Raw genomic sequence first — 23,876 nt, 5'->3', positions numbered from 1 at the left:
GCGGCAGCTGACCAGGCTCGTCACGCAATCTGTACCGGGCGGTTCAAATAATTGTATGGTTGCGCCGCCTTCGCCGGAACCGCTGCTGCGGCACGTCGTTGCGCGCGCCTCGCCCACGACACAGGACGCCTGACTTTGAGCAACCACGATCACCAGTCCAACGACGGCCAGGCTTCGGCCCAGGATGCCCAAGGCAACGCTGCACACAATCAGCAGGAGCCGCCCAAGCCCTCGCCGTTGAAGAACCCCAAGGTGAAGTGGACGCTGATCGTGGTCGGCCTGCTGGTGGTGGTGTTGCTGGCGCTGTGGCTGGCCTACTACCTGATCAAGGGCCGCTACATGCAGAGCACCAATAACGCCTATCTGCAGGCCGATTCGGTGGCGGTTGCGCCGCGCGTCAGCGGCTATGTGACCAAGGTGATGGTGGGCGACAACCAGATCGTGGAGGCCGGCCAGCCGCTGCTGCAGATCGACGACCGCACCTATCAGGCGACCCTGCAGCAGGCCGAAGCCGCAATCGCCGCGCGCCAGGCCGATATCGCTGCGGCAACCGCCAATGTGTCCGGGCAGGAGTCGTCGCTGGTGCAGGCGCGTAGCCAGGTGACCTCGGCGGCGGCAAGCCTGAAATTCGCCCAGGCCGAAGTGAAGCGCTTCGCCCCGTTGGCCGCCTCGGGTGCAGACACCCACGAACATCAGGAAAGCCTGCAGCACGAACTGGCCCGCGCACGTGCCCAGTACGACGCGGCGCAGGCCCAGGCCAAGGGCGCGCAGAGCCAGATCCTGGCCAGCAACGCACAGCTGGAACAGGCGCAGGCCGGCGTGAAGCAGGCCACCGCCGATGCCGACCAGGCCCGCGTGGCGGTGGAAGACACCCTCCTCACCAGCCGCATCCGTGGCCGGGTCGGCGACAAGACCGTGCAGGTGGGCCAGTTCCTGGGCGCCGGTACCCGCACCATGACCATCGTGCCGCAGCAATCGCTGTACCTGGTCGCCAATTTCAAGGAAACCCAGGTCGGCCTGATGCGTCCGGGCCAGCCGGCCGAGATCGAGGTCGATGCGCTGTCGGGCGTGAAGCTGCACGGCAAGATCGAAAGTCTGTCGCCGGGCACCGGTTCGCAATTCGCATTGCTGCCGCCGGAGAACGCCACCGGCAACTTCACCAAAGTCGTCCAGCGCATTCCGGTGCGGATCCGCGTGCTGGCCGGTGACGAGGCGCGCAAGGTGCTGGTGCCGGGCATGTCGGTCGAAGTGACGGTGGATACGCGCTCGGCCAAGGACGCCAAGCAACGGGCCGAGGAGGAATCCGATCGCGTGCAGGCGCAGGAGCGCGCGCGATGAGTGCAGCCGCAGCCACCGGCCCGCGTGCCGGCGGCAGCGCCCAACGCGAGAAGGCCGAACCGGGCGCCTGGCTGGCGGTACTGGCCGGCACCATCGGCTCGTTCATGGCGACGCTGGATATCTCCATCGTCAACGCGGCGCTGCCCACCATCCAGGGCGAGGTCGGCGCCAGCGGTACCGAAGGCACCTGGATTTCCACTGCGTATCTGGTGGCCGAGATCATCATGATCCCGCTCACAGGCTGGTTCGTGCGCACGCTGGGCCTGCGCAACTTCCTGCTGATCTGCGCGGTGATGTTCACCGCGTTTTCGGTGGTGTGCGGCTTGTCGACCTCGTTGACGATGATGATCATCGGCCGCGTCGGGCAGGGCCTGGCTGGCGGCGCGTTGATTCCCACCGCGCTGACCATCGTCGCCACCCGCCTGCCGCCCAGCCAGCAGACCATGGGCACCGCCTTGTTCGGCATGACCGTGATCATGGGCCCGGTGATCGGCCCGCTATTGGGCGGCTGGCTCACCGAAAACGTCAGCTGGCATTACGCGTTCTTCATCAACGTGCCGATCTGCGTCGGCCTGGTGGCCTTGTTGCTGCTCGGGTTGAAGCATGAAAAAGGCGATTGGGCCGGCCTGCTCGATGCCGACTGGTTGGGCATCTATGGCCTCACCGCCGGCCTGGGTGGGCTCACCGTGGTGCTGGAAGAAGGCCAGCGCGAGCGCTGGTTCGAATCCAGCGAGATCAACATGCTGAGCCTGATCTCCCTGAGCGGATTCATCGCCTTGGTGATCACCCAGTTCCGTCGCCGTCCGCCGGTGATCCACTTGTCGTTGTTGCTGCATCGCAGCTTCGGCGCGGTGTTCGTCATGATCATGGCGGTGGGCATGATCCTGTTCGGGGTCATGTACATGATTCCGCAGTTTCTGGCGGTGATCTCCGGCTACAACACCGAGCAGGCAGGCTATGTGCTGCTGCTGTCCGGTCTGCCGACCGTGCTGCTGATGCCGATGATGCCCAAGCTGCTGGAAGTGGTGGATGTGCGCATTCTGGTGATCGCCGGGCTGATCTGTTTTGCCGCGGCCTGTTTCGTCAATCTGTCGCTGACTGCCGACACCGTGGGCATGCATTTTGTCGCCGGCCAGTTGCTGCAGGGCTGCGGGTTGGCGCTGGCGATGATGTCGTTGAATCAGGCCGCGATTTCGTCGGTGCCGCCCGAGCTGGCCGGCGACGCATCGGGCTTGTTCAACGCCGGCCGCAACCTGGGCGGCTCGGTGGGCCTGGCGCTGATCTCCACGTTTCAGGAGCGCCGCATGACCTTCCATACCGAAACCATCGGCAGCGCGATTACCGCCAACGCCTCGCGCGCGCAGGAGTTCCTGGCCGGTCTGGGCGCGCAGATGCAGGGCAGCGCCGGTGCGGAGGGCGCGATCCGCTCGATCGCGCAGCTGGCGCGCCTGGTGCAGCAGCAGGCGCTGGTGATGACCTATAGCGATCTGTTCTGGATCTTCGGCGTGATCGTGGTCTGCACGATTCCGCTGGCCTTTTTGCTCAAGCCGTTACCCAAGGGGGCGCACCTTGCAATGCACTGATTCCATGCGCCTGATCCGCATGCCGCTGGCAGCCGCGCTGAGCGCGGTGCTGCTCGGCGGCTGCATGCTCGGCCCCAACTACACCAAGGCGCCGGTCGTGGCCGATGCGGCCATACAGGCGCCGGCATTGCATCGCGCCAGTGGCGCCGAGGTGGTCGCCGCTGCGCCGTTGAATCACTGGTGGGAGGAGCTGCACGATCCGATGCTCACCCAACTGGTCACCCAGGCGTTGGCCGACAGCCCCAATCTGCGTGCCGCGCAGGCGCGGTTGTTGGCTAACCGCGCACTGGCACGGCAGCGTCGCGCCGAGCGTCTGCCCAAGCTCAATGCCAGCGCGTTGTACGCGTATGCCGAGCCGCCGCAGACCATCGTCGATACGCTCGGCAACTTGCAGAATGGCCAGAACAGCCAGCCGCCGGCCGCAGGCAGCGAAGAGGCGAGCCTGGACAAGACCCAGATCTACAGCGTCGGGTTCGATGCCAGCTGGGAGCTGGATCTGTTCGGCCGCCGCCGCCGCGCCGCCGAAGGTGCGCTGGCACAGGCGCAGGCCTCCGAGGCCGAGCTGGCCGATGCGCAGGTGCAACTGGCTGCCGAAGTCGGGCAGGTCTATCTCAACTACCGCGGGCTGCAGGCGCGTCTGGCCATTGCCGACGCCAACCTCGACAAGATCGGGCAGACGTTGCGGCTGACCCAGCAGCGCCGCGAGCAAGGCGCTGCTTCGGACCTGCAGGTCGAGCAGATCGCCACGCAAGTGCAGCAGCAACAGGCGCAACGCCTGCCGCTGGACATGCAATCGCAGGAGGCATTGGACCAGCTGGCGTTGATGGTCGGGCGCGAGCCCGGTGCACTGGATACGCAATTGAGCACAGCGCAGCCGTTGCCGATGTTGCCCACGCAGGTGCGTGTGGACGATGCCGGTGCCTTGATCCGTCGCCGCCCCGACGTGCGCAAGGCCGAGCGCGAGCTGGCCGCCTCCAGCGCGCAGATCGGCGAGGCATTGAACGGCTATTTCCCGCAGGTGACCCTGCTGGGCGGTCTGAGCTGGGTGGCCGGTTCGCCGGGAGATTTCAATTCCGATGCGTTGACCACGTTGGCTGTGCCGATGTTGCGCTGGTCGATCTTCGATTTCGGCCGCACCAAGGCCCAGGTGGCGCAGGCGCGTGCAGGCAATGCCGGCCGCGAGGCCGCATACGAGGGTGCCGTGCTGGGTGCGTTGCAGGATGCCAATTCCGCGTTGGCGCGCTTCGGCTCGGCGCGCAAGCAATTGGTGGTGGCGCGGCAGGCCGAAGCCTCGGCCACGCGCTCGGCCGGGCTGATGCAGCAACGGCGCGATGCCGGCGCCACTTCGTCGATCGACCTGCTCGACGTGCAACGTCAGCAGCTGTCCGCGCAGGACGCCGCCGCGCAGGCGCAGGTGCAGTTGCTGGTGAACTACGTCGCCTTACAGAAAAGCCTGGGGTTGGGTTGGAGCGAGCCGGCGCAGGAGGCGCGCTGATCGATTTCTGATGCGGCGGGCGCAAGCGCTGCAGCCGCGTGCGGGTTTTGCCATGATGCGGTGAGTGGTCGCTGTGGCGGCACTCGCGCCTTCGCAATCGAGAGGTTTCATGGCACTGACCCAGCAGCTCTCCACCGGCGACACCGCGTATCTGAGCATCAGCGAGGTCCGCAAGGAGTTCGACGGCTTCGTCGCGGTCGACGATGTCAGCCTGCAGATCCGCAAGGGCGAGATCTTTGCGCTGCTGGGCGGCTCGGGCAGCGGCAAGTCCACGTTGCTGCGCTGCCTGGCCGGCTTCGAACGGCCGACCAAGGGGCGCATCGTGCTCGATGGCCAGCCCATCGACGCGTTGCCGCCGTACGAGCGCCCGATCAACATGATGTTCCAGTCGTATGCGCTGTTTCCGCACATGAGCGTTGAGCAGAACATCGCATTCGGATTGAAGCAGGAAGCCTTGTCCAGATCCGCCATCGCCGCACGTGTCGGCGAGATGCTGGAGCTGGTGCAGCTCGGCAGCTTGGCCAAGCGCAAACCGCATCAATTATCCGGCGGGCAGCAGCAACGCGTGGCGTTGGCGCGCTCGCTGGCCAAGCGGCCCAAGCTGCTGTTGCTGGACGAACCGATGGGCGCGCTGGACAAGAAGCTGCGCTCGCAGATGCAGCTGGAACTGGTCAACATCATCGAAACCTCCGGCGTCACCTGCGTCATGGTCACCCACGATCAGGAAGAGGCCATGACCATGGCCACCCGCATCGCGCTGATGGACAAGGGCTGGATCCAGCAGGTCGGCACCCCCGACGAGATCTACGAACAACCGGCCAACCGCTTCGCTGCCGAATTCATTGGCTCGGTCAATCTGATCGACGCGGTCATCGTCGAAGACGAGCCGGATTACGTCAGTTTGAAAACATCGGCATTCGCTGCACCCATCCACATCGGGCATGGCATCACCGGGTTCGCAGGACAGGCGGTGGCGTTCGCGCTACGTCCCGAAAAACTCGCCATCGGCAAGAACGAACCCGCGCAGACCTGCAACAAGGCGCACGGGGTGATCGAAGACATCGCCTATTTCGGCAGCCATTCGGTGTATCACGTGCGCCTGCCGAGCGGCTTCAAGTTGATGGCCCACTTCGCCAACCGCCAGCGTTGGGCCAGCGAAGCGCTGACCTGGGGCGACGCGGTGTGGGTGGGCTGGGGCGAGGACGATGGCGTGGTGCTGACCGCATGAGAGCGGCCAGCAAAACTACTGCGCAGCCGCCAGGGGCGCGCGGCCGGTGCTCGGAATCCTCATGTACCACTCGTACACTGCGGTTCCTGCGCGCCGTCCGCGCCCCCCTGGCGACTGCTCGCTACGTTTTGCTGGCCACTCTTCGCCATGCACTGCCGGGCGCACGCTGGGGCGTGATCGCCGCACCGTATCTGTGGCTGCTGCTGTTCTTTGCGATTCCGTTCCTGATCGTGCTGAAGATCTCCTTCGCCGAGCACGCCACCGCAATGCCGCCGTACACGCCATTGTTCGCCGTGGCTGCCGATGGCGCGGTGAGCATCAAGCTGCATCTGGGCAACTATCTGGCATTGTTGCGCGACAGCCAATACGTGGCGGCGTATGCGAGTTCGATCAAGATCGCAGCGATCTCCACTGCGCTTGCGCTGCTGATCGGCTACCCGATGGCCTACGTGATCGCACGTCTGCCGCTGGCCACGCGCAACGTGGCGATGATGCTGGTGGTGCTGCCGTCGTGGACCTCGTTCCTGATCCGCGTGTACGCCTGGATCGGCATTCTCGATGGCAACGGATTGCTCAATCAGGCGCTGCTGGCACTGGGCGTGATCCGGCAGCCGTTGCACCTGCTGTACACCCCGATCGCCGCCTACATCGGCATCGTCTACTGCTATCTGCCCTTCATGGTGTTGCCGCTGTACGCCAATCTGGTCAAGCACGATCAGCGTTTGCTTGAGGCGGCCTACGATCTGGGCGCGCGGCCGTGGCAGGCGTTTGTGCGCATCACCTTGCCGCTGTCGCGCAACGGCATCGTGGCCGGCTGCATGCTGGTGATGATTCCGGCAGTGGGCGAGTTCGTCATTCCGGAAATGCTGGGCGGCCCCAACACCTTGATGATCGGCCGCGTGCTGTGGGGCGAGTTCTTCAACAATCGCGACTGGCCGGTGGCCGCTGCAGTAGCCACGGTGATGTTGTTGTTGTTGCTGGTGCCGATCGTGATCTTCCACCGTTATCAACAGCGCGAGCTGGAAGGGCGGCTCACATGATGCGCGCCTCTCGCAGCGGACGCGTGCTGGGCGGCAGCGTGCTCGCGCTGGGTTTCGGCTTTCTGTACCTGCCGATCCTGTTGCTGATGGTGTACTCGTTCAACGCCTCGCGCCTGGCCACCGTGTGGGGCGGTTTTTCCACGCGCTGGTATGGCGAATTACTGCGCGACCGGCAGTTGCTGGACGCGGCCTGGGTCAGCCTGGAAGTGGCATTCTGGACCGCGTGTGCATCGACAGTGCTGGGCACCATGGCGGCGATGGCAATGGTGCGCATGCGGCGCTTTCCCGGCAAAACCTTGTTCGGTGCGTTGATTACCGCGCCCTTGGTGATGCCGGAAGTGATCATCGGCTTGTCGATCCTGCTGTTGCTGGTGTCGATGGGCGGGGTGCTCGGTATCGCACCGCGCGGGGCGGTCGCGATCTGGGTGGCGCATGTCACCTTCACCGTCTCGTTCGTCACGGTGGTGATTTCCTCGCGCCTGCAGGAACTGGATCGCTCGCTGGAAGAAGCGGCGATGGATCTCGGTGCGACACCGCTGAAGGTGTTCTTCCTGATCACCTTGCCGATCATCGCCCCCGCATTGGCCTCGGGCTGGCTGCTCGCCTTTACGCTATCGCTGGACGATGTGGTGATCGCCAGTTTTCTGGCCGGGCCCAATTCCACCACGCTGCCGATCAAGGTATTCGCCTCGGTGCGGCTGGGCATCAGCCCCAAGATCAATGCGCTCGCGACGGTGATGGTGCTGGCGGTGTCGATCGCCGCGGTGATCGGTTGGTGGCTGCTGGCACGCAGCGAAAAGCGCCGCCAGCGCGATGCGCAATTGGCATTGCAATCCGCTCTCTGAGCGCGTGCCGGTATTGGAGCGCGAGCGGGCAGTGGTCAGATATGCGCGGACGACGCGCTCATCACTGCATTGCACGCGTAGTACATGCAGTTTGCAGGCGCCTGCCTCGTGCTTTGATGTTGCGCAGTCGTCTGGTTAGCTGCATTTACTTTGCCGGAGGCGTATAGCCGCTATCCCATGGCTGTGGTTTGGTCAAAAAGCACTGGTACTCGGCGCTGATCTTGTAGCCCTGCTGCTCGGTTCTGGGCTCGGCGGACCGATCATCGCGGTTGCTTTTGCCGTCGCGTTTGTCGTCTTTGCGTTTTTGCTTGCTCGGATAGATCGTGACCATGTTCGGCAAGGAACTGGCGGTCACGAACTGGCGGATGGCGGTGTCCGAGCAGGCCCGCAGCGCCTCCTCCTCGCATGGCTGGGCAGGGTTGGGCAGGTTGTTGGTGCAAGTCACGGTCACGAATCCGTTCGCGCTGGGGCGTGGTCCGCGCATCACGTCCTGGATGAACGCGCAACCGGGCAGGGATGCGCTTACGACGATCGCCAACGCAGTGCAAAAGAACAAACGCATCGAGGTTCTTCCGTGAGTGATCGATTCTGATCAGAGCCGGAATGCTAGAGCATTTCTGGCCCTGTCATGCCATTGCGCAAAGTAAAGTTGGGCACTGGCGACAGTCTGTTTCGGGTAGGCGCTTCCGGGCGGTCATGTTGGTGGTCGCAAGCGCCATGTGATCGCGCTGCGGCATTCCGTCGCGGTGCCGGCAAACACAGCGTTGCACCGATTTCAGATGGTTGTGACGCGGCTGCAACTTCCCGGCGACTAGCATGGCCGCCTTGCTACAGGAGACCGTCATGTCCTACGACACCGTCAACCCGGCCAATGGCCAGGTCGAGCACACCCAGCAAACCCTGGATGCCGCCGCCATCGAGGCGCGTCTGGCCGCTGCCGCCAAGGCGTTTCCCGCTTGGGCGGCGTTGCCGCTGGCCGAGCGCGGCGCATTGCTGCGCAGGGTCGGCGAAGAGTTGACCAGGCGGCGCGAGGATCTGCAGCGCATCATGACTGCCGAGATGGGCAAGTTGCGCCATGAAGCGCTGGCCGAGGTCGACAAGTGCGCGCAGGGTTGCGCGTACTACGCAGATCACGCGGCCGAGTATCTGGCACCGCGCGACATCCCGACCGAAGCGCAATCCAGCTACGTGCGTTACGAACCACTGGGCTGCGTCTTTGCGGTGATGCCGTGGAATTTCCCGTTGTGGCAGGCGTTTCGCTTTCTCGCACCGGGCCTGATGGCCGGCAACGTCGCGTTGCTCAAGCACGCCAGCAATGTGCCGCGTTGCGCCGATGCGATGAAGGAAGTGCTCGATGCTGCCGGCATTCCGCCCGGCGTGTTCGACGTGCTGCACATCGATAACGACCAGGCTGCCGATGTGTTGCGCGACGATCGCATCGCCGCAGTGACGCTCACCGGCAGCGAGCGTGCGGGCCGGTCGCTGGCCGCAAACGCGGGCGACCAGTTGAAGAAGTGCGTGATGGAACTCGGCGGCAGCGATGCCTTCGTGGTGCTGGAAGACGCCGATCTGGAGCACACCGTCACGTCTGCCGTGCAGTCGCGTTTCGACAACAGCGGGCAGACCTGCATCGCCGCCAAGCGCTTCATCGTGGTGGATGCGATTGCCGATCAGTTCATCGAACGCTTTGTCGCTGCCGCGTCCAAGCGCGTGCTCGGCGACCCGCAGCAGGAAACCACCACGCTCGCGCCGATGGCACGCGCCGACCTGCGCGACGAGTTGCACAAGCAGGTGCAGGCCAGCGTGGAGAAGGGCGCAAAGGTGCTGCTCGGTGGCGAGCCTGTGGCTGGCTCGCATGCAGGCTATCCCGCCACCATTCTCGACCGTGTTGCCCCGGGCATGCCGGCTTACGAGGAAGAGTTGTTCGGCCCGGTCGCCTCGGTGATCCGCGTGGCCGACGAAGCAGAAGCGGTGCGTGTGGCCAACGACACCACCTTCGGACTGGGCGGCAGCGTGTGGACGGCAGATGCCAAACGTGGCGAGCGCGTGGCGCAGCAGTTGCAATGCGGTGCGGCGTTCGTCAATTCAGTGGTCAAGAGTGATGTGCGTTTGCCATTCGGTGGGATCAAGCGCTCCGGTTTCGGGCGCGAGCTGGCCGAGCATGGCATTCATGAGTTCATGAATATCAAGACGATCTATGTGGCTTGATTGCTGGGATTGGTGAGTCGGGATTGGCAATTCGCACAATCCCGGATCGCACAATCAGGATTTGTACAAGCGATGCACTTCCCTTCTCCCGTCGGGAGAAGGTGCCCGAAGGGCGGATGAGGGTACGGGTTACACGCCGTAGTTGATGGTTGCTTAAACAAGCAAATGCGGAAGCAGGGGCTTGAGGCAAAGCCAAGGCCAAAGCCAAAGCTTCCGCGCCTTGCGGCGCGGGTCACTTTTGTTTCGGCAAAAGTAACCAAAACCATGTCGCCCGACGCGATCCGGTGCGATGGAGCCGCACCGGTGCCCTGCGCTCCTCGCCACGCGCGGCACGGCGCCCAAACTCGCTGCGCTCAGACAGGGCGCCTCTTCGGCCACGAGTGGCTGCGGTGCTCGGCTCGCTCTAGGGCGAGGGGAAGCCAACAGCCAACCGCTGGAAGCCAACCGCTAGAAGCCAACCGCTAGAAGCCAACCGTTAGAAGCCAACCGTTAGAAGCGACAGAGCAAATAATTACACGCTAGACGCTAGACGCTAGACGCTAGACGTAAGGCATAAAACACCAGCTAAAAACCAGCGGTCAACGATGCGGCTCTAACCAACCCCGAATCCCAACTCCCGAATCCCGGCCGCAAAGCGGCCTCACAGCCACCGCGCGCGCTTGAACAGGCGATACAGCACCAGGCACGAGCCAACCACACCGGCTACCAGCAGCGGGTACGCGTAGCGTTTGTCCAGTTCGGGCATGTGGGTGAAATTCATGCCGTACCAACTGGTGATCAGTGTCGGGGCGGCCAGCAATGCAGCCCATGCGCCTAAGCGTTTGACGGTCTCGCCCTGCGCAAGGGTCACCATTGACAGGTTCACGCTCAGCGCAGTGCCCAGCATTTCGCGCAAGGTGTCGATGGCGTCGTTGATGCGCACGGCGTGATCGAGCACGTCGCGCAGGTAGATGCCGACTTCTTCGTGGATCAGTGAGCCCGGGTTGCGCTTCAGGTGCGAGAGCACGTCCTGCAGCGGCGCCACCACCAGCCGCATCTTGTTGAGTTCGCGCTTGAGTTCGTAAAGGCGCACCACGGTTTCGCGCTTGTAGTTGTCGGCAAAGATGTCTTTTTCCAGGCCTTCCAGCGTGTCGCGAAACTCGTCCATGATCGGCAGATAGTTGTCGACCACGAAGTCGAGCACGCCGTACAGGCAGAACGAGGCGCCCATGCGCAGCATCGCCGGTTCGCGTTCGACCCGGTGCCGCACCGGCGTATACGACAGCGAGGCACCATGCCGAACGGTCAACAAGAAGCGTGTGCCGAGAAACGCGTGCGTCTCGCCATAGCGGATGCGCTCGTTGACCAGCTGGGCAGTATTGACCACCACGAACAGCGAATTGCCGTAGCTCTCGGCCTTGGGCCGTTGGTGCGCCTTGAGCGCATCTTCGATGGCCAGATCGTGCAGGCCGAACTCGTCCTGCAGCTTGTGCAGCACTGATTCCTGCGGCTCGTACAGACCGACCCAAACGAAGCCATCCGGGCGCTGCAGCACGTCGCTGATCTGCTCCAGGCTGATGTCGTGGCGTTCGGCATCGCCGTCGTAATAGGCGCAGGTGATGACGCAGGACGGGTTGTCCGGATGGCGACCGTGATGGTTCATGGGCGCATCCTGGATCAGCGCGTGCGGATGGACAAGTCACGTCGCCGTAGGGCGATCGCGAGCGCAGCGTGGATCGGCAACAGCAGCAACACCCATTGCAGGTTGTCCTGCGCCTGGAACGAGAGCCAATGAATCAGCAAGGCCAACAATGCCGCGGCGGCGACCACCCAGCGCAGCACGTCGAACCAGCGTCCGGGCCGGCGCCCGCGCAGCACTGCGATGCCACCGATCAGCAGCAGCGCGCACAGCGGGTTGACCAGCAGCAGGTTGCGGTTGGCCCAGGCCGATTGATGCGCGGTGAAGCCCCATAGATACACCAGCAGCCCGCCGCCGATCGCACACAGCAGCCAATACGGCAGCGCAAGCGCGGCTAGCAGGCGCTGCCTGCGACCGAGTGCCAGTACGCCGGCAGCCACGATCAGACCCGTCAGCAGCCACGGCCACCAATGCCGTTGCTGTTCGTCCGGCTCCGGTGCAATGCGATGCGGCAGCAACACCTGGGTGGATTGGACCAACGGGCGGCCGGCGCTGTTGTGCACCTGGGTCAGGCTATCGGCCAGACGCATCGGCACGAAGGCTTCTTCCCAGCGCGATAGCGGGCGATCTGCGTACGGCCCCAGGCCCAGGTCGAAGCCCAGCCACATCCACGGGGCAGGGGAAGCCAGCCGCACCGCTTCGCTGCGGAAAGTGTTGCCGCGCGAACGACCGGCCAGCTGCGATTTCAGCGCGCCGCCCATTGCACGGTCCAGCGTGTCGCGAACCATCGTGGCGCAGTTGGCCACGAAATAATCGTAGTGATAGCGCGCGTTCTCGGGCTGGCTGCGCACGGCCAGCCCGTGGGCCAGTGCGCGCGCCTGTTCCGGCGGCAGATCCAGCCACTGGATACTGACGCCGCGGCCGACGTTACGGTATTGCGACAGGTCTTCCTCCAGCGGCAACGCCACCAGGTAATACATCATCTCGCCGCGGGTAAAACGCGGCACGAAGTCCGGCTCGCTCGGGTCGAAAAAGCCGAAGTTGTACGAGGTGGCCTGCTGGGTGACCGGGTCGACCACCACGATGGCATCGTGGCCGAAGCGTTCGAAAAACACTTCGCCGGGCTGCATGGTGACCACGCCAACGCGCGGTGCCGGCCCGGTCGTTTCGACGGGCGCCTGAGCGGCTGCCACCGGCGCGATCAGCAATGCCAACAACGCCAGGATGCAGAACGCAGCCCATCGCCGAACGCTGCCGCGACTCAACGCTGCAGCGGAAATGCCATGCGAGGGGTTCAAGCGTCGTCCTGCGGGTCGGGCGGCAATATGGTGACGTGGAAGGCATGCACGCGCCGCGCATCGGCCTTGGCTACACGAAACGCAAAGCGCCCCAGGGTCAGCTCTTCACCGGTTTCCGGAAGATGGCCGATCGCATCGGTGACCAGGCCACCGACGGTGTCGTACTCGTCATCGGGGAAGTCGGCGCCGAAGCGTTCGTTGAAGTCTTCGATCGGCGTCAGTGCATCGACCACGTAGCGACCGTCGGCCTGGATCGCGATCAGCGAATTCTCTTCTTCGGCATCGTCGTGCTCGTCGTCGATCTGGCCGACGATCTGCTCCAGCACGTCTTCGATGGTGACCAGCCCGGCGACGCCGCCGTACTCGTCCACCACGATCGCCATGTGGTTGCGCGACAGGCGGAATTCCTTGAGCAGCACGTTGAGCTTCTTCGACTCCGGGATCAGCACCGCCGGGCGCAGCAGCTCGCGCACGTTGCCAGGGCCGTTGTCGGCGACCACGCCGCGCAACAAATCCTTGGCCAGCAGGATGCCGAGCACTTCGTCCTTGTTCTCGCCGTGCACCGGGAAGCGCGAATGGCCGGATTCGACCACCTGCTGCATCAAGTCGAGAAAGCGCGCTTCTACGGGGAGCGAGACCATTTGCGAGCGCGAAATCATCACGTCGCCCACAGTGAGCTCGGACACGGAGATCGCGCCTTCCATCATGCGTAAGGTGTCTGCGGCGATGAGACCGTCTTGCTCGGCGGTCCGCAGCAGCGCGACCAGTTCGTCGCGGGTGTGGGGTTCGCCAGAGAAGGCAGCGCTCAGGCGCTCGAGCCAGCTACGGCGTTTTTCGGGTGTTTCTTGGGATTGGCTACTGTCGTCTTCGGACATCGTGACGTGGGACGGCACCCGGCAAACCAGGCGATAGCGGTCAGTCTAACAGGAAGCCGCTAAGGCGCTGTGGACAGGGCGCAGGGGCGCCCGCTGTCAGGGTAGATCCAGGCTGTAACCGCAGCCGACCACGGTCTTGCCGGGGTGGGATTTCACGTTGGAGACGCTGAGCACCACCGATTCGATCATTGCCTCGCCGGTCTTGGGATTGGTGGTGTCTTCGCTGACCAGCTCGCGGCCGTACATGATCTTGTCGGCGTTATCCACACCCAGTTCCAGGTTCAACTGCTTGGCCAGCGGGCGCGGGTCGGGCAGGTCCAGCAACGCCATGATGCTGGCGCCGGAAAACGCGATGTGGGTAGTGCTGTGACCGAACACGCTGATCGGCGTGTTGAGCGTGTATTCGGTCATGAACAGGTTGGCCTGCTCCAGCGGCGTCCAGCCCAGCGCGACCGCTTTGAGCGGGTCGGCCAGTACCGGCGCCAACGCGTTGAAGTCGCCGATACGTTGGCGGCATTCGATCAACGCGGACAGGTCGGGCCGCACCGGCGCGGCCTGGGCCCAGGCGGTGGAGGAGGTCAGCAACAGCAAAACAGCTGCGACGCCGGCACGCATCAAAGTTCCCCCGCGTACGGGTCGTCGATACCTAGATCGGCCAGGATCTCGCGTTCGAGTTGTTCCATCGCATCGGCCTCCTTGTCGTCTTCGTGGTCCCAGCCGAGCAGATGCAAGGTGCCGTGCACGGTCAGATGCGCGTAATGCGAGGCCAGCGATTTGCCTTGTTCGGCCGCCTCGCGTGCCACCACCGGCGCGCAGATCACCAGATCGCCCAGCAGCGGCATCTTGACGCCCTTGGGCAGGCCTTCGGGCAACTCGGCCGGGAAGCTCAGCACATTGGTGGCGTAATCCTTGCCGCGGTAATGATGGTTGAGCGAGCAGCCTTCCTTTTCATCGACAATGCGCACCGCCAGATCGGCCTCGCGGATGCGTCCCTTCAGCGCGGCCGCCACCCACTTGCGAAAACTCACCGCCGAGGGCAAACCGGCGCGCGGCAGCGCGTAACTGACAGCGACGTCGAGACGGACAGGTCCACGGGTCATGGCGGGAGTTTCCTGGGCAAGAGGGATTCAGTGGGAGCAGGTGATTAGCAGCATCACCTCCGACCCATCGGCAACGCTATAGCGCGTACTGCCGATCGGGCCACGTCTGCAGCCGTGATTGTAATCCTGCGCATTCAAGCTTGAAACGAAACCGGGCTGGTTGTGCAGCCAGACCGCAGCGATACTGCTTTCCAGGAGCCCACCGACCAGCGCCTGACTCATACGATTGGCGTGCGAGATCGGGGAGCTGTCACAGCCCTTAGCATCACGCACTGTTCCCGGTAAATCGAGCAGCCAGCGTGCGCTGCGGCCCTGCTGCCAGTGACCAAATCGCGCAGGCTCGTTGCCTGCTGGCATTTCGCCTTGCGCCTGGCTCGCCAGTCTTTCCAGATACGCGGTGGGAATACTGATGCTGGTGCGCTCGGCAGCCAGCGATATGCATTGTGGCGCCACCTGCGCCGCAGGAGTCACCTCGCGATCCACTATCGGGATGCCCGGTGGCAGCGGCGCTTCGGTGGCATCGAGCGATGCCGCGGCGACGAATGCGCCTGCCATCACCAGGCTGACAATGCGCGGACTCACTCAGGTTGTTCCTTGGCAGCGTCCTGCTGATCGCGGCGTTCATAGGCAGTGACAATACGCTGCACCAGCGGGTGGCGCACCACGTCGCGTGCTTCGAAAAAGGTGAAGCTGGCGCCGTCCACATCGCGCAGCACTTCCACCGCGTCGCGCAGGCCGGATTTGACGTGTTTGGGCAGGTCGATCTGGGTCAGGTCGCCGGTGATCACTGCGGTGGAGCCGAAGCCCAGGCGGGTCAGGAACATCTTCATCTGCTCGATGGTGGTGTTCTGCGCTTCGTCGAGAATCACGTAGGCATCGTTGAGCGTGCGGCCGCGCATGTAAGCCAGCGGCGCGATCTCGATGACGTTGCGTTCCAGCAGCTTGACCACTTTTTCCACGCCCAGCATTTCGTAGAGCGCGTCGTACAACGGGCGCAGGTACGGATCCACCTTCTGGCTCAAATCGCCGGGCAAAAATCCCAGTTTTTCGCCGGCTTCCACCGCCGGGCGCACCAGGATCAAGCGCTGCACGCGCGATTCGTTCAAGGCTTCCACAGCGCAGGCGACCGCCAGGAAGGTCTTGCCGGTACCGGCCGGGCCGATGCCGAAGTTGATGTCGTGGGTGGCAATCGCATGCAGGTACTTGGCCTGGTTGGCGCCGCGTCCACGTACGGTGCCGCGCTTGACCTTGATCGCCACGTCCTGGGCTTCGTAGGAACGCTCGACCACGTGTTCGACGTTGGCATCGTTCAGGCGCAGATGGATCGCGTGGTTGTCGAAAACGGTGGAGGCGGCCTCGTCGTACAACGCGATCAGCAGCGTCTGCGCGGCGGTGATCGCCGGCTCCGGGCCGGTGACACGAAAGATGTTGCCGCGGTTGGCAATCTCCACGCCGAGCTTGAGTTCGATCTGGCGCAAGTGCGCGTCGAACGGGCCGGCCAGATTGGCCAGGCGCTCGGTGTCGTCGGGTTCCAGGGTGAAGTCGCGGTGTGCAGATGAGTTCATGGTCGGCTCGGACAGCGCATGCATGCGGCGTCGGTAGGGCGGGACGAAAAGGGTAGCGCGCAGCGTGTGATCCCACCAACACGCCCGGCGGCACGGCGGCGTGACCATGCGCGTGCCCGCCCGTGCGTTGGAGTTCTCCACAAGCGCTGTGGAGTCACGCCTCCACAACCTGTGGATAGAATTGGTAACGCTTACTGGCGTAAGGCCTGGTAGGGTGGTGGTGAAAAAATCACCAATGTGCGCGCGCTTGTCCACAACCGATGTGGATCGAATTCGGTAAAGCCTGTGGGTAAGTGTGGCCAGGCCTTGCCTAGCAAGGCGTTGTGGATGGGTGGCGAATTTTTCGCCACCAGTGCGTGCTGCAAGCGATGCCTTCAACATGGCGCCGAGCAATCCGGCGCCTGCGCTGCATCAGCCTGCGCTTTCATCCAGGTGGATACGACCACGCAGCGAATTGCTCATCGCCTCGGTGATCAGCACATCCACGAATTGCCCGATCAAGCGCGCATTGCCGGGGAAATTCACCGGGCGCATGTTCTCGCTCTTGCCGGTCAATTCGTTGGGATCGCGCCGCGAGGGGCCTTCCACCAACACCCGCTGCACGCTACCGACCATGGACTGCGAAATACTGGTGGCATGCGCATTGATCTGCGCCTGCAGACGTGCCAGGCGCGCCTGTTTGACGGCGTCGGGCGTGTCGTCCTGCAGATCCGAGGCCGGCGTTCCAGGGCGACGCGAATAGATGAAGGAAAAGCTCTGATCGAAGCCCACGTCTTCGATCAACTTCATGGTCTTTTCGAAGTCCGCTTCGGTTTCGCCGGGAAAGCCGACGATGAAATCCGAGCTGATCGAAATGTCCGGGCGCACTGCGCGCAACTTGCGGATCTTGGATTTGAATTCCAGCGAGGTGTAGCCGCGCTTCATCGCCGACAGAATCCGGTCGCTGCCGGCCTGCACCGGCAAGTGCAGATAGTTGGCCAGCTGCGGCACGTCGCGATACGCATCCACCAGCGAATCGGAAAATTCCAAGGGATGCGAGGTGGTGAAACGGATGCGGCCGATGCCGTCGATCTGCGCGATGGTGCGAATCAGCAAGCCCAGATCCGCGTACTGCGCGGCGTCTCCCGCATCGGCGCCATACGCACCGCGATACGCGTTGACGTTCTGGCCGAGCAGATTGATCTCGCGCACGCCTTGCGCGGCCAGTTGCGCCACTTCCACCAGCACGTCTTCGAACGGCCGGCTCACTTCTTCGCCGCGGGTATAGGGCACCACGCAGAACGAGCAGTATTTGGAGCAGCCTTCCATGATCGACACGAACGCCGACGGACCATCGGCACGCGGCTCGGGCAGGCGGTCGAACTTTTCGATTTCCGGGAAGCTGATGTCCACCTGCGACTTGCCCGATTCGCGCCGCGCGCGGATCAGCTCGGGCAGGCGGTGCAGCGTCTGCGGGCCGAACACCAGATCCACATACGGCGCGCGCTTGACGATGGCTTCACCTTCCTGCGAGGCCACGCAGCCGCCAACACCGATGATCACAGGCGTGCCGCCGGCCTTGTGCCTGCTCTCCTTGAGCAGGCGCCAGCGGCCCAGTTGGCTGAACACCTTTTCCTGCGCCTTCTCGCGGATGGAGCAGGTATTGACCAGCACCACGTCGGCGTCTTCGGGGTTGTCGGTCAGCTCCAGGCCTTCAGAGGCGGCGAGTACGTCGGCCATCTTGGCCGAGTCGTACTCGTTCATCTGGCACCCGTGGGTCTTGATGTACAGCTTGCCGCGCACCACGGCGGGCGCTGCCGGGCGTGCCACGGGCAGCGGCAACAGGGCGGGTGCGTCCACGGCGGTGGCCGCGGACAGATCGGAAACGGATGTCCCGGGCATGGCGCTTATTCCAGGCGGGTAGAAGATAGCCGCGTAGTTTACCCGCTTGCGCCGGCTGCGTCCGGATGCTCAGGGCTTGGCGTTGATCGCCTCGGCGCGGCCGAATGCCGGCCGGTCGGCCATGCGTGCAATGTAGGCGCGGGTGGTGGCGGGCGGGTCGACCAGGCCGAAATCGACCATCCAGCCGAGTGCGCCGCCCCACAGCACATCGGCCGCACTGCAACGATCGCCCAACAGATAGTCGCCCTTGGCCAGCTGCGCATCGACCACCTGCAGCACCGTGTCGCAGTCGGCGTACGGCGAGATCGCGCGCGGCGGGGCGTCGCGCTTCATCGCGCGGTCGATGATCGCCGGCTCGAACGCCGAACCGTAGAAGGCCAGCCAGCGCAGATAGGCGCCGCGATCGGCATCGCCCGGTGCCGGCGACAGGCCGGCTTCCGGATACAGCTCGGCCAGGTATTGATAGATCGCGCCCTGTTCGGTAACCACGCTGTCGCCGTGCCGGATCGCCGGGATCTTGCCCATCGGGTTGATCGCCAGGTACTCAGGCGCGAGCTGCTCGCCTTTTTCCAGATCGAGGATCTGCAGGCTGTAACTGGCGCCGAGCTCTTCCAGCAGGACCAGCACGCCGCGTGAGCGCGAGCGGGGATTGTGGAAAAGTGTGATGTGGCGGTCGTCGGGCATTGCGGGTTCCTTGGTGGATACGGCAGGAGTTCAAACGGCAAGCGTTCGTGCAGCAGGAGTCGATGACGTCATCCTACGCAGCTATTGCGGACACTTTCTGTCCGCAATACGGTGACGCGATGGCCTCGACCGCTGCCCGCCTGTTGCGTCTGCTTTCTCTGCTGCAAGGCGGCCGAAGCTGGTCCGGCGTGGCCCTGGCTGAGCGCCTGGAGATTCATCCGCGCAGCGTGCGGCGCGATATCGACCGCCTGCGCGAGCTCGGCTACCCGATACATGCAACGCCCGGAACCGGTGGCGGCTACCGGCTAGGGCAGGGCGCAGCCGCCTTGCCGCTGTTGTTCGAAGAAGACGAAGCGCTCACCGTGGCGATCGCCTTGCGCGCGGCCGCGCCGACGATCCGCGACATGGACGCGGCAGCGGCGCGGGTGCTGGCCAAGCTCGATCCGCTGTTGCCACGACGCAGTGGCCAGCGCGCCAGCGCCGCGCATGCGGCCATGGCCAGTCTGCCGATCATGGAAGCCAGCGCGTTGGTGGACGCGGCACTGCTGGCGCAACTGGCCAGCGCCTGCCGCGACCGCATTACCTTGCGGCTGGACTATCGCCGCCACTCTGGCGCGCCGATCACCCGCTGCGTCGAGCCGGCGTTGCTGGTGAATTACGGGCGGCGCTGGTACTTGCTGGTCTGGGACTGCGAGCGTCAGGACTGGCGCACCCTGCGTGCCGACCGTATCGATCAGGCCGTCGCGACCGGCGCGCAGTTCGCTGCCCGTGCACTGCCGGAAGAGCCGCTGCAGTTGTTGCGCAAGGCGATCGGCGAGTCGCCATTCCCATGCCGGGCGCGGGTACGCCTGCAAGGCACGCTGGATGCACTCGCCGCCCGTATTCCGCCCTGGCTGGGGGCGCTGGAAGCCGACGGCCCCGCGCATTGCTGGCTCGGTCTGGGCGCCCCGAGCATGCCCGCCCTGGCGGCCAATCTGCTGCTGCTCGAACTGCCGTTCGAGGCGATCTCTCCTGCCGATATGCGTGAACCGCTGACCCAGGCCCTGAACGCGTTGCGCGCGCAACTGGACCAGCTACCCCGGTAACGCCGGCCGACACTTGGCAAGCCCAGGGCAAGCTGGGACACTCCGCCACATGAAGGGGATGTCAAGAGTGCTGGGGCTGTTACTTGTCACGTTGTCGGCGGCGCCGGCCAGCGCCGGCACCTTGTACAAGTGCGTCAGCGGCGACGGCGTCACCAGCTATTTGAGCAAGCGCCAGAGCGGCGCCGCCTGCAGCGTCATCAGCAGTTACACCCCGGATCGCTCTACCCGCCGCACACCGCCGTCTTCGGTGCGCGCGACGCCAGGCTCGATTGCCGCCCCTGCGCGCAGCATCGCCAATATCGACAGCGGCGCGCCGGCCACGATCATCAGCCAGCCGGTCAGCCAAACGCCGCGTCGCGCTGCCGAGGTCGCTTCAGCGGTGGTGCCGCGCGCGCTGCCGGGGTCGGAGACGTCCATCGTGCAGGCGCCTGCCGCCGCAACGGCGGTCAATCCGCGTCGGGTGGTCAGCGGGCAGGTCTATTCCTATATGAAGGACGGCGTGCGCCACTACACCAGCGCCCGCCCGCGTCAGGTCGCCAGCATCGAAGGCCTGCGCACCATCCACTACAGCTTTATCGAGACCTGCTACGCCTGCGGCGCCAAGCCAGGCGTCAACTTTGGTGCGATCCGGCTCAACACCAATGCCTACCAGCAGGAAATCACCGCGGCGGCACGTGAGTTCGGGGTCGAAGAAGCGATCGTGCGCGCGATCATCCATGCCGAATCGGCCTACAACCCGCTGGCGCTCAGCCGTGCCGGCGCGCAAGGGTTGATGCAGCTGATGCCCGGAACCGCGCGCCGCTTCGGCGTCAGCGACGCCTATGATGCATCGCAAAATATTCGCGGCGGCGTGCAGTATCTGTCCTGGTTGTTGAAACGCTTCAACGGCGATCTCACGCTTGCCGCTGCCGGCTACAACGCGGGTGAGGGCGCGGTGGATCGCTATGGCGGCGTGCCGCCTTACAGCGAGACCCAGCGCTATGTACAGCGCGTCGGCCTGCTGGCCGGTCGCTATCGCGGGCAGACCACGGCAGCCAACTGAGCTGCGTGCGTTATCGACACGCATCTGCATGCAGCGTTTGCACAGCGCAGCTCCGACTGCGTACATTGCATTGTCTGTGCATTAAGCGTTCCGCTACACTGCGGTCGATTCATCGCGGCTGGACCCCCCGCCAGCCGTTGGCAGCCTCACGCTACCTAATCAAGATCGGAGAGCCGGATGGCCAACGATGGGGTTAACGCACCTGCTGATCTCGGGCGTCGTCGGTTTTTGACCGCGACAACCTCCGTGGTCGGTGCGGTCGGAGCAGGATTTGTTGCAGTTCCGTTCGTGAAGTCGTGGAATCCCAGTGCACGCGCCAAGTTGGCCGGCGCACCGGTGACCGCCGACATCAGCGCCTTGCAGGAAGGGCAACGGCTGGTTCTGGAGTGGCGCGGTCAGCCGATCTGGATCGTCAAGCGCTCCAAGGCGATGCTCGACGCACTGCCCTCGCTGGACGACCGGCTCAAGGACCCCAAGTCCGAGAACAAGGACCAGCAGCCGGACTATGTGCTGAAGAACCCCGAGTACCGCTCGATCAAGTCCGATATCTCGGTATTGGTCGGCCTGTGCACGCATCTGGGGTGTTCGCCCGAGATGGTCGCCGAGATCCGGCCCGAGCCCTACGACCCGCAATGGAAGGGCGGCTACTTCTGCCCCTGCCATAAATCGCGCTTCGACATGTCCGGCCGCGTCTTCGACGGCGTGCCGGCACCGATCAACCTGCTGGTGCCCCCACACCACTACGTGGACGACAACACGCTGGTCATCGGCGTCGATCCGGATGGCGCCGGTACGTTGGCCAAAAGCACGGGGGCTGCCTGATGAGCAATATTCTTGTCCGTACCGCGAACGGCGTGTTCGAGTGGGTCAACGAGCGCGCGCCCGGCTTGATGCCGGTCTATCGCAAGCATGTCAGCGAGTACTACGCGCCGAAGAACTTCAACATCTGGTACTACTTCGGCTCGCTGGCGATGGTGGTGCTGGTCAACCAGATCGTCACCGGCATCTTCCTGACGATGCACTACAAGACCAGCGCCGCCGATGCGTTCGCTTCGATCGAATACATCATGCGCGACGTGGAGTGGGGCTGGCTGATCCGCTACATGCACAGCACCGGCGCCTCGCTGTTCTTCATCGTGGTGTATCTGCACATGTTCCGCGGGCTGATGTACGGCAGTTACCAGAAGCCGCGTGAGCTGGTGTGGATCCTCGGCATGCTGATCTATCTGGTGCTGATGGCCGAGGCCTTCATGGGCTACGTGTTGCCCTGGGGGCAGATGTCGTTCTGGGGCGCGAAGGTGATCATCTCGTTGTTCGGTGCCATTCCGGTGATCGGCAATGGCTTGACCGAATGGATCATGGGCGACTATCTGCCCGGCGATGCCACGCTCAACCGCTTCTTTGCGTTGCATGTGATCGCGTTGCCGTTGGTGCTGTTGCTGCTGATCGTGCTGCATCTGGGCGCGCTGCACGAAGTGGGTTCCAACAATCCCGATGGCGTCGACATCAAGAAAGGTCCCAAGGGCAATCGCTGGGATGCGCACAAGCCTGCCGACGGTATCCCGTTTCATCCGTATTACACGGTCAAGGATCTGGTCGGTGTCGGTTTCCTGCTGCTGATCGCAGCCTTCATCATTTTCTTCGCGCCGGCCTTCGGCGGTCTGTTCCTGGAGCACGACAACTTCACCGAGGCCAACCGGCTGGTGACGCCGGAGCACATCAAACCGGTGTGGTACTACACGCCGTACTACGCAATGTTGCGGGTGGTGCCCAACAAGCTTGGCGGCGTGGTGGTGATGTTCTCGGCGATCGCGATCCTGTTTCTGGTGCCATGGCTGGATCGCGCCAAGGTGCGCTCGATCCGCTACCGCGGCTGGATCTCCAAGGTCGCGCTCGGCGTGCTGGTGGTGTGCTTCGTATGGCTGGGCGTAATCGGCTCCGGTCCTGGCACCGACGCACACGAGACCTATGTCGGGCGGGTGCTGACCTTCCTGTATTTCGCCTTCTTCATCACCATGCCGGTGTGGACACGGATAGATAAGACCAAACCGGTACCGGAGCGGGTGACCACGCATGACTAAGCACATCGTGAAGTCATGGAAGTCACGCTTGGTTGCTCTGCTGTGTGCGCTGGTCGTTGCCGGTGGTGCGATGGCGGCCGAAGGCGGCGCAGTACATCAGGCCGGAAACGATCTAAGCGATCGCGCCTCGCTGCAACGTGGCGCGCAGTTGTTCATGAACTACTGTTCGGGCTGCCATTCCCTGAAATATCTGCGCTATTCGCGCATGGCCAGCGATCTGGGCTTGAGCGAAGCGGAGGTCATGGCCAACCTCAACTTCACCGGCGCCAAGATCGGCGAGCACATCGAAGGCACCATGCCGCACGATGCAGCGACCAAATGGTTCGGCAAGGCGCCGCCGGATCTGACCCTGATCGCCCGCGTGCGCGGCACCGACTGGGTCTATACCTACCTCAAGTCGTTCTATCTGGATCAGACCCGTCCATTGGGCTGGAACAACCAGTTGTTCCCTAACGCGTCCATGCCCAATCCGCTGTGGGAACTGCAAGGCCTGCAGCAGGCGCAGTACGGGCCGCCGGACAAGGCCACCGGCGATAAGCCGGTACAGGCGCTCAAGCTCGGTCAAGCTGGACGCCAGACACCAGTCGAGTTCGATCAGACTGTGCGCGATATCTCCAACTTCCTGGAGTACGCGGGCGAGCCGGCGGCGCTGAAGCGGCAAAGCATGGGCGTGTGGGTGATCCTGTTCCTGGCCCTGCTGACCTTCATCGCCTATCTGCTCAAGAAGGAATATTGGAAGGACGTGCATTGATCGCGCTGTGAGTGCGGCAGCGGCCGTGTAATGTCGCGGCCGCCCGACGCAGCGAACACAGCTTGGCGATCGCCAAGCGTTTGTGGAAGCTGTGGAAGAACCGGACTGGACGCGTGGTGCGTGCCGATTCCCGGCACCAGCCGCGTCCGTCCGGCTGTC

General features: G+C 64.0%; 22 protein-coding genes and 1 other RNA gene. 13 read left to right on the top strand and 10 right to left on the bottom strand.

Going from position 1 to position 23,876, the window contains the following annotated elements; all coding sequences use genetic code 11:
- Window positions 1-135: 135 nt before the first annotated feature.
- The 7 genes from NMB96_RS19220 (at window position 136) to NMB96_RS19190 (ending at window position 7,529) form a co-directional block, all read left to right on the top strand.
- Window positions 136-1,338, top strand: a complete 1,203-nt coding sequence (locus NMB96_RS19220) for an HlyD family secretion protein (protein WP_255085425.1) — start codon at window positions 136-138, stop codon at window positions 1,336-1,338.
- On the top strand, window positions 1,335-2,921 hold the full coding sequence (locus NMB96_RS19215) for an MDR family MFS transporter (protein ID WP_023904268.1): 1,587 nt from the start codon (window positions 1,335-1,337) through the stop codon (window positions 2,919-2,921). The genes NMB96_RS19220 and NMB96_RS19215 overlap by 4 nt, the downstream gene beginning before the upstream one ends.
- 4 nt (window positions 2,922-2,925) lie before the next feature.
- A complete protein-coding gene (locus NMB96_RS19210) occupies window positions 2,926-4,416 on the top strand; it encodes an efflux transporter outer membrane subunit (protein WP_043889265.1) in 1,491 nt (496 codons plus the stop codon).
- Between the two features lie 109 nt (window positions 4,417-4,525).
- On the top strand, window positions 4,526-5,644 hold the full coding sequence (locus NMB96_RS19205) for an ABC transporter ATP-binding protein (protein WP_183086739.1): 1,119 nt from the start codon (window positions 4,526-4,528) through the stop codon (window positions 5,642-5,644).
- A gap of 61 nt (window positions 5,645-5,705) precedes the next feature.
- Window positions 5,706-5,781, top strand: a non-coding RNA gene (locus NMB96_RS19200) — sX9 sRNA.
- A complete protein-coding gene (locus NMB96_RS19195; RefSeq protein WP_023904265.1) occupies window positions 5,773-6,684 on the top strand; it encodes an ABC transporter permease subunit in 912 nt (303 codons plus the stop codon). The genes NMB96_RS19200 and NMB96_RS19195 overlap by 9 nt, the downstream gene beginning before the upstream one ends.
- Window positions 6,681-7,529: an ABC transporter permease subunit gene (locus NMB96_RS19190; RefSeq protein ID WP_023904264.1), complete on the top strand. Its 849-nt coding sequence runs from the start codon at window positions 6,681-6,683 to the stop codon at window positions 7,527-7,529. The genes NMB96_RS19195 and NMB96_RS19190 overlap by 4 nt, the downstream gene beginning before the upstream one ends.
- Window positions 7,530-7,674: 145 nt before the next feature.
- Here NMB96_RS19190 and NMB96_RS19185 read toward each other — a convergent pair whose 3' ends face one another.
- Complete coding sequence (locus NMB96_RS19185) at window positions 7,675-8,091, bottom strand: hypothetical protein (protein WP_023904263.1); 417 nt, start codon at window positions 8,089-8,091, stop codon at window positions 7,675-7,677.
- Window positions 8,092-8,345: 254 nt separating this feature from the next.
- On the opposite strand from NMB96_RS19185, the gene NMB96_RS19180 reads away from it, so the two are divergent.
- A complete protein-coding gene (locus NMB96_RS19180; RefSeq protein ID WP_183086740.1) occupies window positions 8,346-9,737 on the top strand; it encodes an NAD-dependent succinate-semialdehyde dehydrogenase in 1,392 nt (463 codons plus the stop codon).
- Window positions 9,738-10,377: 640 nt separating this feature from the next.
- Here NMB96_RS19180 and NMB96_RS19175 read toward each other — a convergent pair.
- The 9 genes from NMB96_RS19175 to NMB96_RS19135 all read right to left on the bottom strand — a co-directional run bounded on the left by NMB96_RS19175 (window position 10,378) and on the right by NMB96_RS19135 (window position 18,758).
- Window positions 10,378-11,379 (bottom strand): magnesium and cobalt transport protein CorA, encoded by a 1,002-nt coding sequence (locus tag NMB96_RS19175; RefSeq protein ID WP_006449555.1) that lies wholly within the window; start codon window positions 11,377-11,379, stop codon window positions 10,378-10,380.
- Between the two features lie 14 nt (window positions 11,380-11,393).
- Window positions 11,394-12,653 carry a lipoprotein N-acyltransferase Lnb domain-containing protein gene (locus NMB96_RS19170; RefSeq protein WP_255085424.1) on the bottom strand — a complete coding sequence of 420 codons (1,260 nt, stop codon included), beginning with the start codon at window positions 12,651-12,653 and terminating at the stop codon, window positions 11,394-11,396.
- The gene (locus NMB96_RS19165) at window positions 12,650-13,528 is read right to left on the bottom strand and encodes a CorC family transporter (RefSeq protein WP_104550075.1); all 879 of its coding nucleotides are present in this window, start codon (window positions 13,526-13,528) and stop codon (window positions 12,650-12,652) included. The genes NMB96_RS19170 and NMB96_RS19165 overlap by 4 nt, the downstream gene beginning before the upstream one ends.
- Before the next feature lie 96 nt (window positions 13,529-13,624).
- Window positions 13,625-14,143 (bottom strand): hypothetical protein, encoded by a 519-nt coding sequence (locus NMB96_RS19160; RefSeq protein ID WP_023904258.1) that lies wholly within the window; start codon window positions 14,141-14,143, stop codon window positions 13,625-13,627.
- Complete coding sequence (gene ybeY, locus NMB96_RS19155; protein ID WP_023904257.1) at window positions 14,143-14,628, bottom strand: rRNA maturation RNase YbeY; 486 nt, start codon at window positions 14,626-14,628, stop codon at window positions 14,143-14,145. Before ybeY ends, NMB96_RS19160 begins: the two co-directional genes overlap by 1 nt.
- Before the next feature lie 27 nt (window positions 14,629-14,655).
- Window positions 14,656-15,210 carry a hypothetical protein gene (locus tag NMB96_RS19150; protein WP_023904256.1) on the bottom strand — a complete coding sequence of 185 codons (555 nt, stop codon included), beginning with the start codon at window positions 15,208-15,210 and terminating at the stop codon, window positions 14,656-14,658.
- Window positions 15,207-16,193, bottom strand: coding sequence for a PhoH family protein (locus NMB96_RS19145; RefSeq protein WP_043889806.1), 987 nt, complete (start codon window positions 16,191-16,193; stop codon window positions 15,207-15,209). Before NMB96_RS19145 ends, NMB96_RS19150 begins: the two co-directional genes overlap by 4 nt.
- A gap of 411 nt (window positions 16,194-16,604) precedes the next feature.
- Window positions 16,605-18,074 carry a tRNA (N6-isopentenyl adenosine(37)-C2)-methylthiotransferase MiaB gene (gene miaB, locus NMB96_RS19140; RefSeq protein ID WP_023904254.1) on the bottom strand — a complete coding sequence of 490 codons (1,470 nt, stop codon included), beginning with the start codon at window positions 18,072-18,074 and terminating at the stop codon, window positions 16,605-16,607.
- 69 nt (window positions 18,075-18,143) lie between these two features.
- Window positions 18,144-18,758, bottom strand: a complete 615-nt coding sequence (locus tag NMB96_RS19135; RefSeq protein ID WP_255085423.1) for a glutathione S-transferase family protein — start codon at window positions 18,756-18,758, stop codon at window positions 18,144-18,146.
- A 119-nt stretch (window positions 18,759-18,877) separates the two neighbouring features.
- Here NMB96_RS19135 and NMB96_RS19130 point away from each other — a divergent pair, with 119 nt between their 5' ends.
- The 5 genes from NMB96_RS19130 (at window position 18,878) to NMB96_RS19110 (ending at window position 23,717) form a co-directional block, all read left to right on the top strand.
- Window positions 18,878-19,843: a helix-turn-helix transcriptional regulator gene (locus NMB96_RS19130; protein ID WP_255085422.1), complete on the top strand. Its 966-nt coding sequence runs from the start codon at window positions 18,878-18,880 to the stop codon at window positions 19,841-19,843.
- Window positions 19,844-19,892: 49 nt separating this feature from the next.
- Window positions 19,893-20,885, top strand: a complete 993-nt coding sequence (locus NMB96_RS19125; RefSeq protein WP_023904251.1) for a lytic transglycosylase domain-containing protein — start codon at window positions 19,893-19,895, stop codon at window positions 20,883-20,885.
- A 177-nt stretch (window positions 20,886-21,062) separates the two neighbouring features.
- On the top strand, window positions 21,063-21,707 hold the full coding sequence (gene petA, locus NMB96_RS19120) for a ubiquinol-cytochrome c reductase iron-sulfur subunit (protein WP_183086741.1): 645 nt from the start codon (window positions 21,063-21,065) through the stop codon (window positions 21,705-21,707).
- Window positions 21,707-22,966 carry a cytochrome b gene (locus NMB96_RS19115; protein ID WP_006449543.1) on the top strand — a complete coding sequence of 420 codons (1,260 nt, stop codon included), beginning with the start codon at window positions 21,707-21,709 and terminating at the stop codon, window positions 22,964-22,966. Before petA ends, NMB96_RS19115 begins: the two co-directional genes overlap by 1 nt.
- Window positions 22,959-23,717, top strand: coding sequence for a cytochrome c1 (locus NMB96_RS19110; protein WP_023904248.1), 759 nt, complete (start codon window positions 22,959-22,961; stop codon window positions 23,715-23,717). Before NMB96_RS19115 ends, NMB96_RS19110 begins: the two co-directional genes overlap by 8 nt.
- Window positions 23,718-23,876: the final 159 nt, after the last annotated feature.

This window comes from Xanthomonas hortorum, from assembly GCF_024339125.1.
GTDB classification, from domain to species: domain Bacteria; phylum Pseudomonadota; class Gammaproteobacteria; order Xanthomonadales; family Xanthomonadaceae; genus Xanthomonas; species Xanthomonas hortorum.
The sequence above is the reverse complement of the archived record's forward strand: the minus strand, read 5'-3'. Positions and strand labels throughout refer to the sequence as shown.

Coding starts and splice junctions, on each gene's coding strand:
- NMB96_RS19215 (WP_023904268.1), top strand. CDS start 1,335: ATGAGTGCAGCCGCAGCCACCGGCCCGCGTGCCGGCGGCAGCGCCCAA.
- NMB96_RS19210 (WP_043889265.1), top strand. CDS start 2,926: ATGCGCCTGATCCGCATGCCGCTGGCAGCCGCGCTGAGCGCGGTGCTG.
- NMB96_RS19205 (WP_183086739.1), top strand. CDS start 4,526: ATGGCACTGACCCAGCAGCTCTCCACCGGCGACACCGCGTATCTGAGC.
- NMB96_RS19190 (WP_023904264.1), top strand. CDS start 6,681: ATGATGCGCGCCTCTCGCAGCGGACGCGTGCTGGGCGGCAGCGTGCTC.
- NMB96_RS19185 (WP_023904263.1), bottom strand. CDS start 8,091: ATGCGTTTGTTCTTTTGCACTGCGTTGGCGATCGTCGTAAGCGCATCC.
- NMB96_RS19180 (WP_183086740.1), top strand. CDS start 8,346: ATGGCCGCCTTGCTACAGGAGACCGTCATGTCCTACGACACCGTCAAC.
- NMB96_RS19175 (WP_006449555.1), bottom strand. CDS start 11,379: ATGAACCATCACGGTCGCCATCCGGACAACCCGTCCTGCGTCATCACC.
- NMB96_RS19165 (WP_104550075.1), bottom strand. CDS start 13,528: ATGTCCGAAGACGACAGTAGCCAATCCCAAGAAACACCCGAAAAACGC.
- NMB96_RS19160 (WP_023904258.1), bottom strand. CDS start 14,143: ATGCGTGCCGGCGTCGCAGCTGTTTTGCTGTTGCTGACCTCCTCCACC.
- ybeY (WP_023904257.1), bottom strand. CDS start 14,628: ATGACCCGTGGACCTGTCCGTCTCGACGTCGCTGTCAGTTACGCGCTG.
- NMB96_RS19145 (WP_043889806.1), bottom strand. CDS start 16,193: ATGAACTCATCTGCACACCGCGACTTCACCCTGGAACCCGACGACACC.
- miaB (WP_023904254.1), bottom strand. CDS start 18,074: ATGCCCGGGACATCCGTTTCCGATCTGTCCGCGGCCACCGCCGTGGAC.
- NMB96_RS19135 (WP_255085423.1), bottom strand. CDS start 18,758: ATGCCCGACGACCGCCACATCACACTTTTCCACAATCCCCGCTCGCGC.
- NMB96_RS19130 (WP_255085422.1), top strand. CDS start 18,878: ATGGCCTCGACCGCTGCCCGCCTGTTGCGTCTGCTTTCTCTGCTGCAA.
- NMB96_RS19125 (WP_023904251.1), top strand. CDS start 19,893: ATGAAGGGGATGTCAAGAGTGCTGGGGCTGTTACTTGTCACGTTGTCG.
- petA (WP_183086741.1), top strand. CDS start 21,063: ATGGCCAACGATGGGGTTAACGCACCTGCTGATCTCGGGCGTCGTCGG.
- NMB96_RS19115 (WP_006449543.1), top strand. CDS start 21,707: ATGAGCAATATTCTTGTCCGTACCGCGAACGGCGTGTTCGAGTGGGTC.
- NMB96_RS19110 (WP_023904248.1), top strand. CDS start 22,959: ATGACTAAGCACATCGTGAAGTCATGGAAGTCACGCTTGGTTGCTCTG.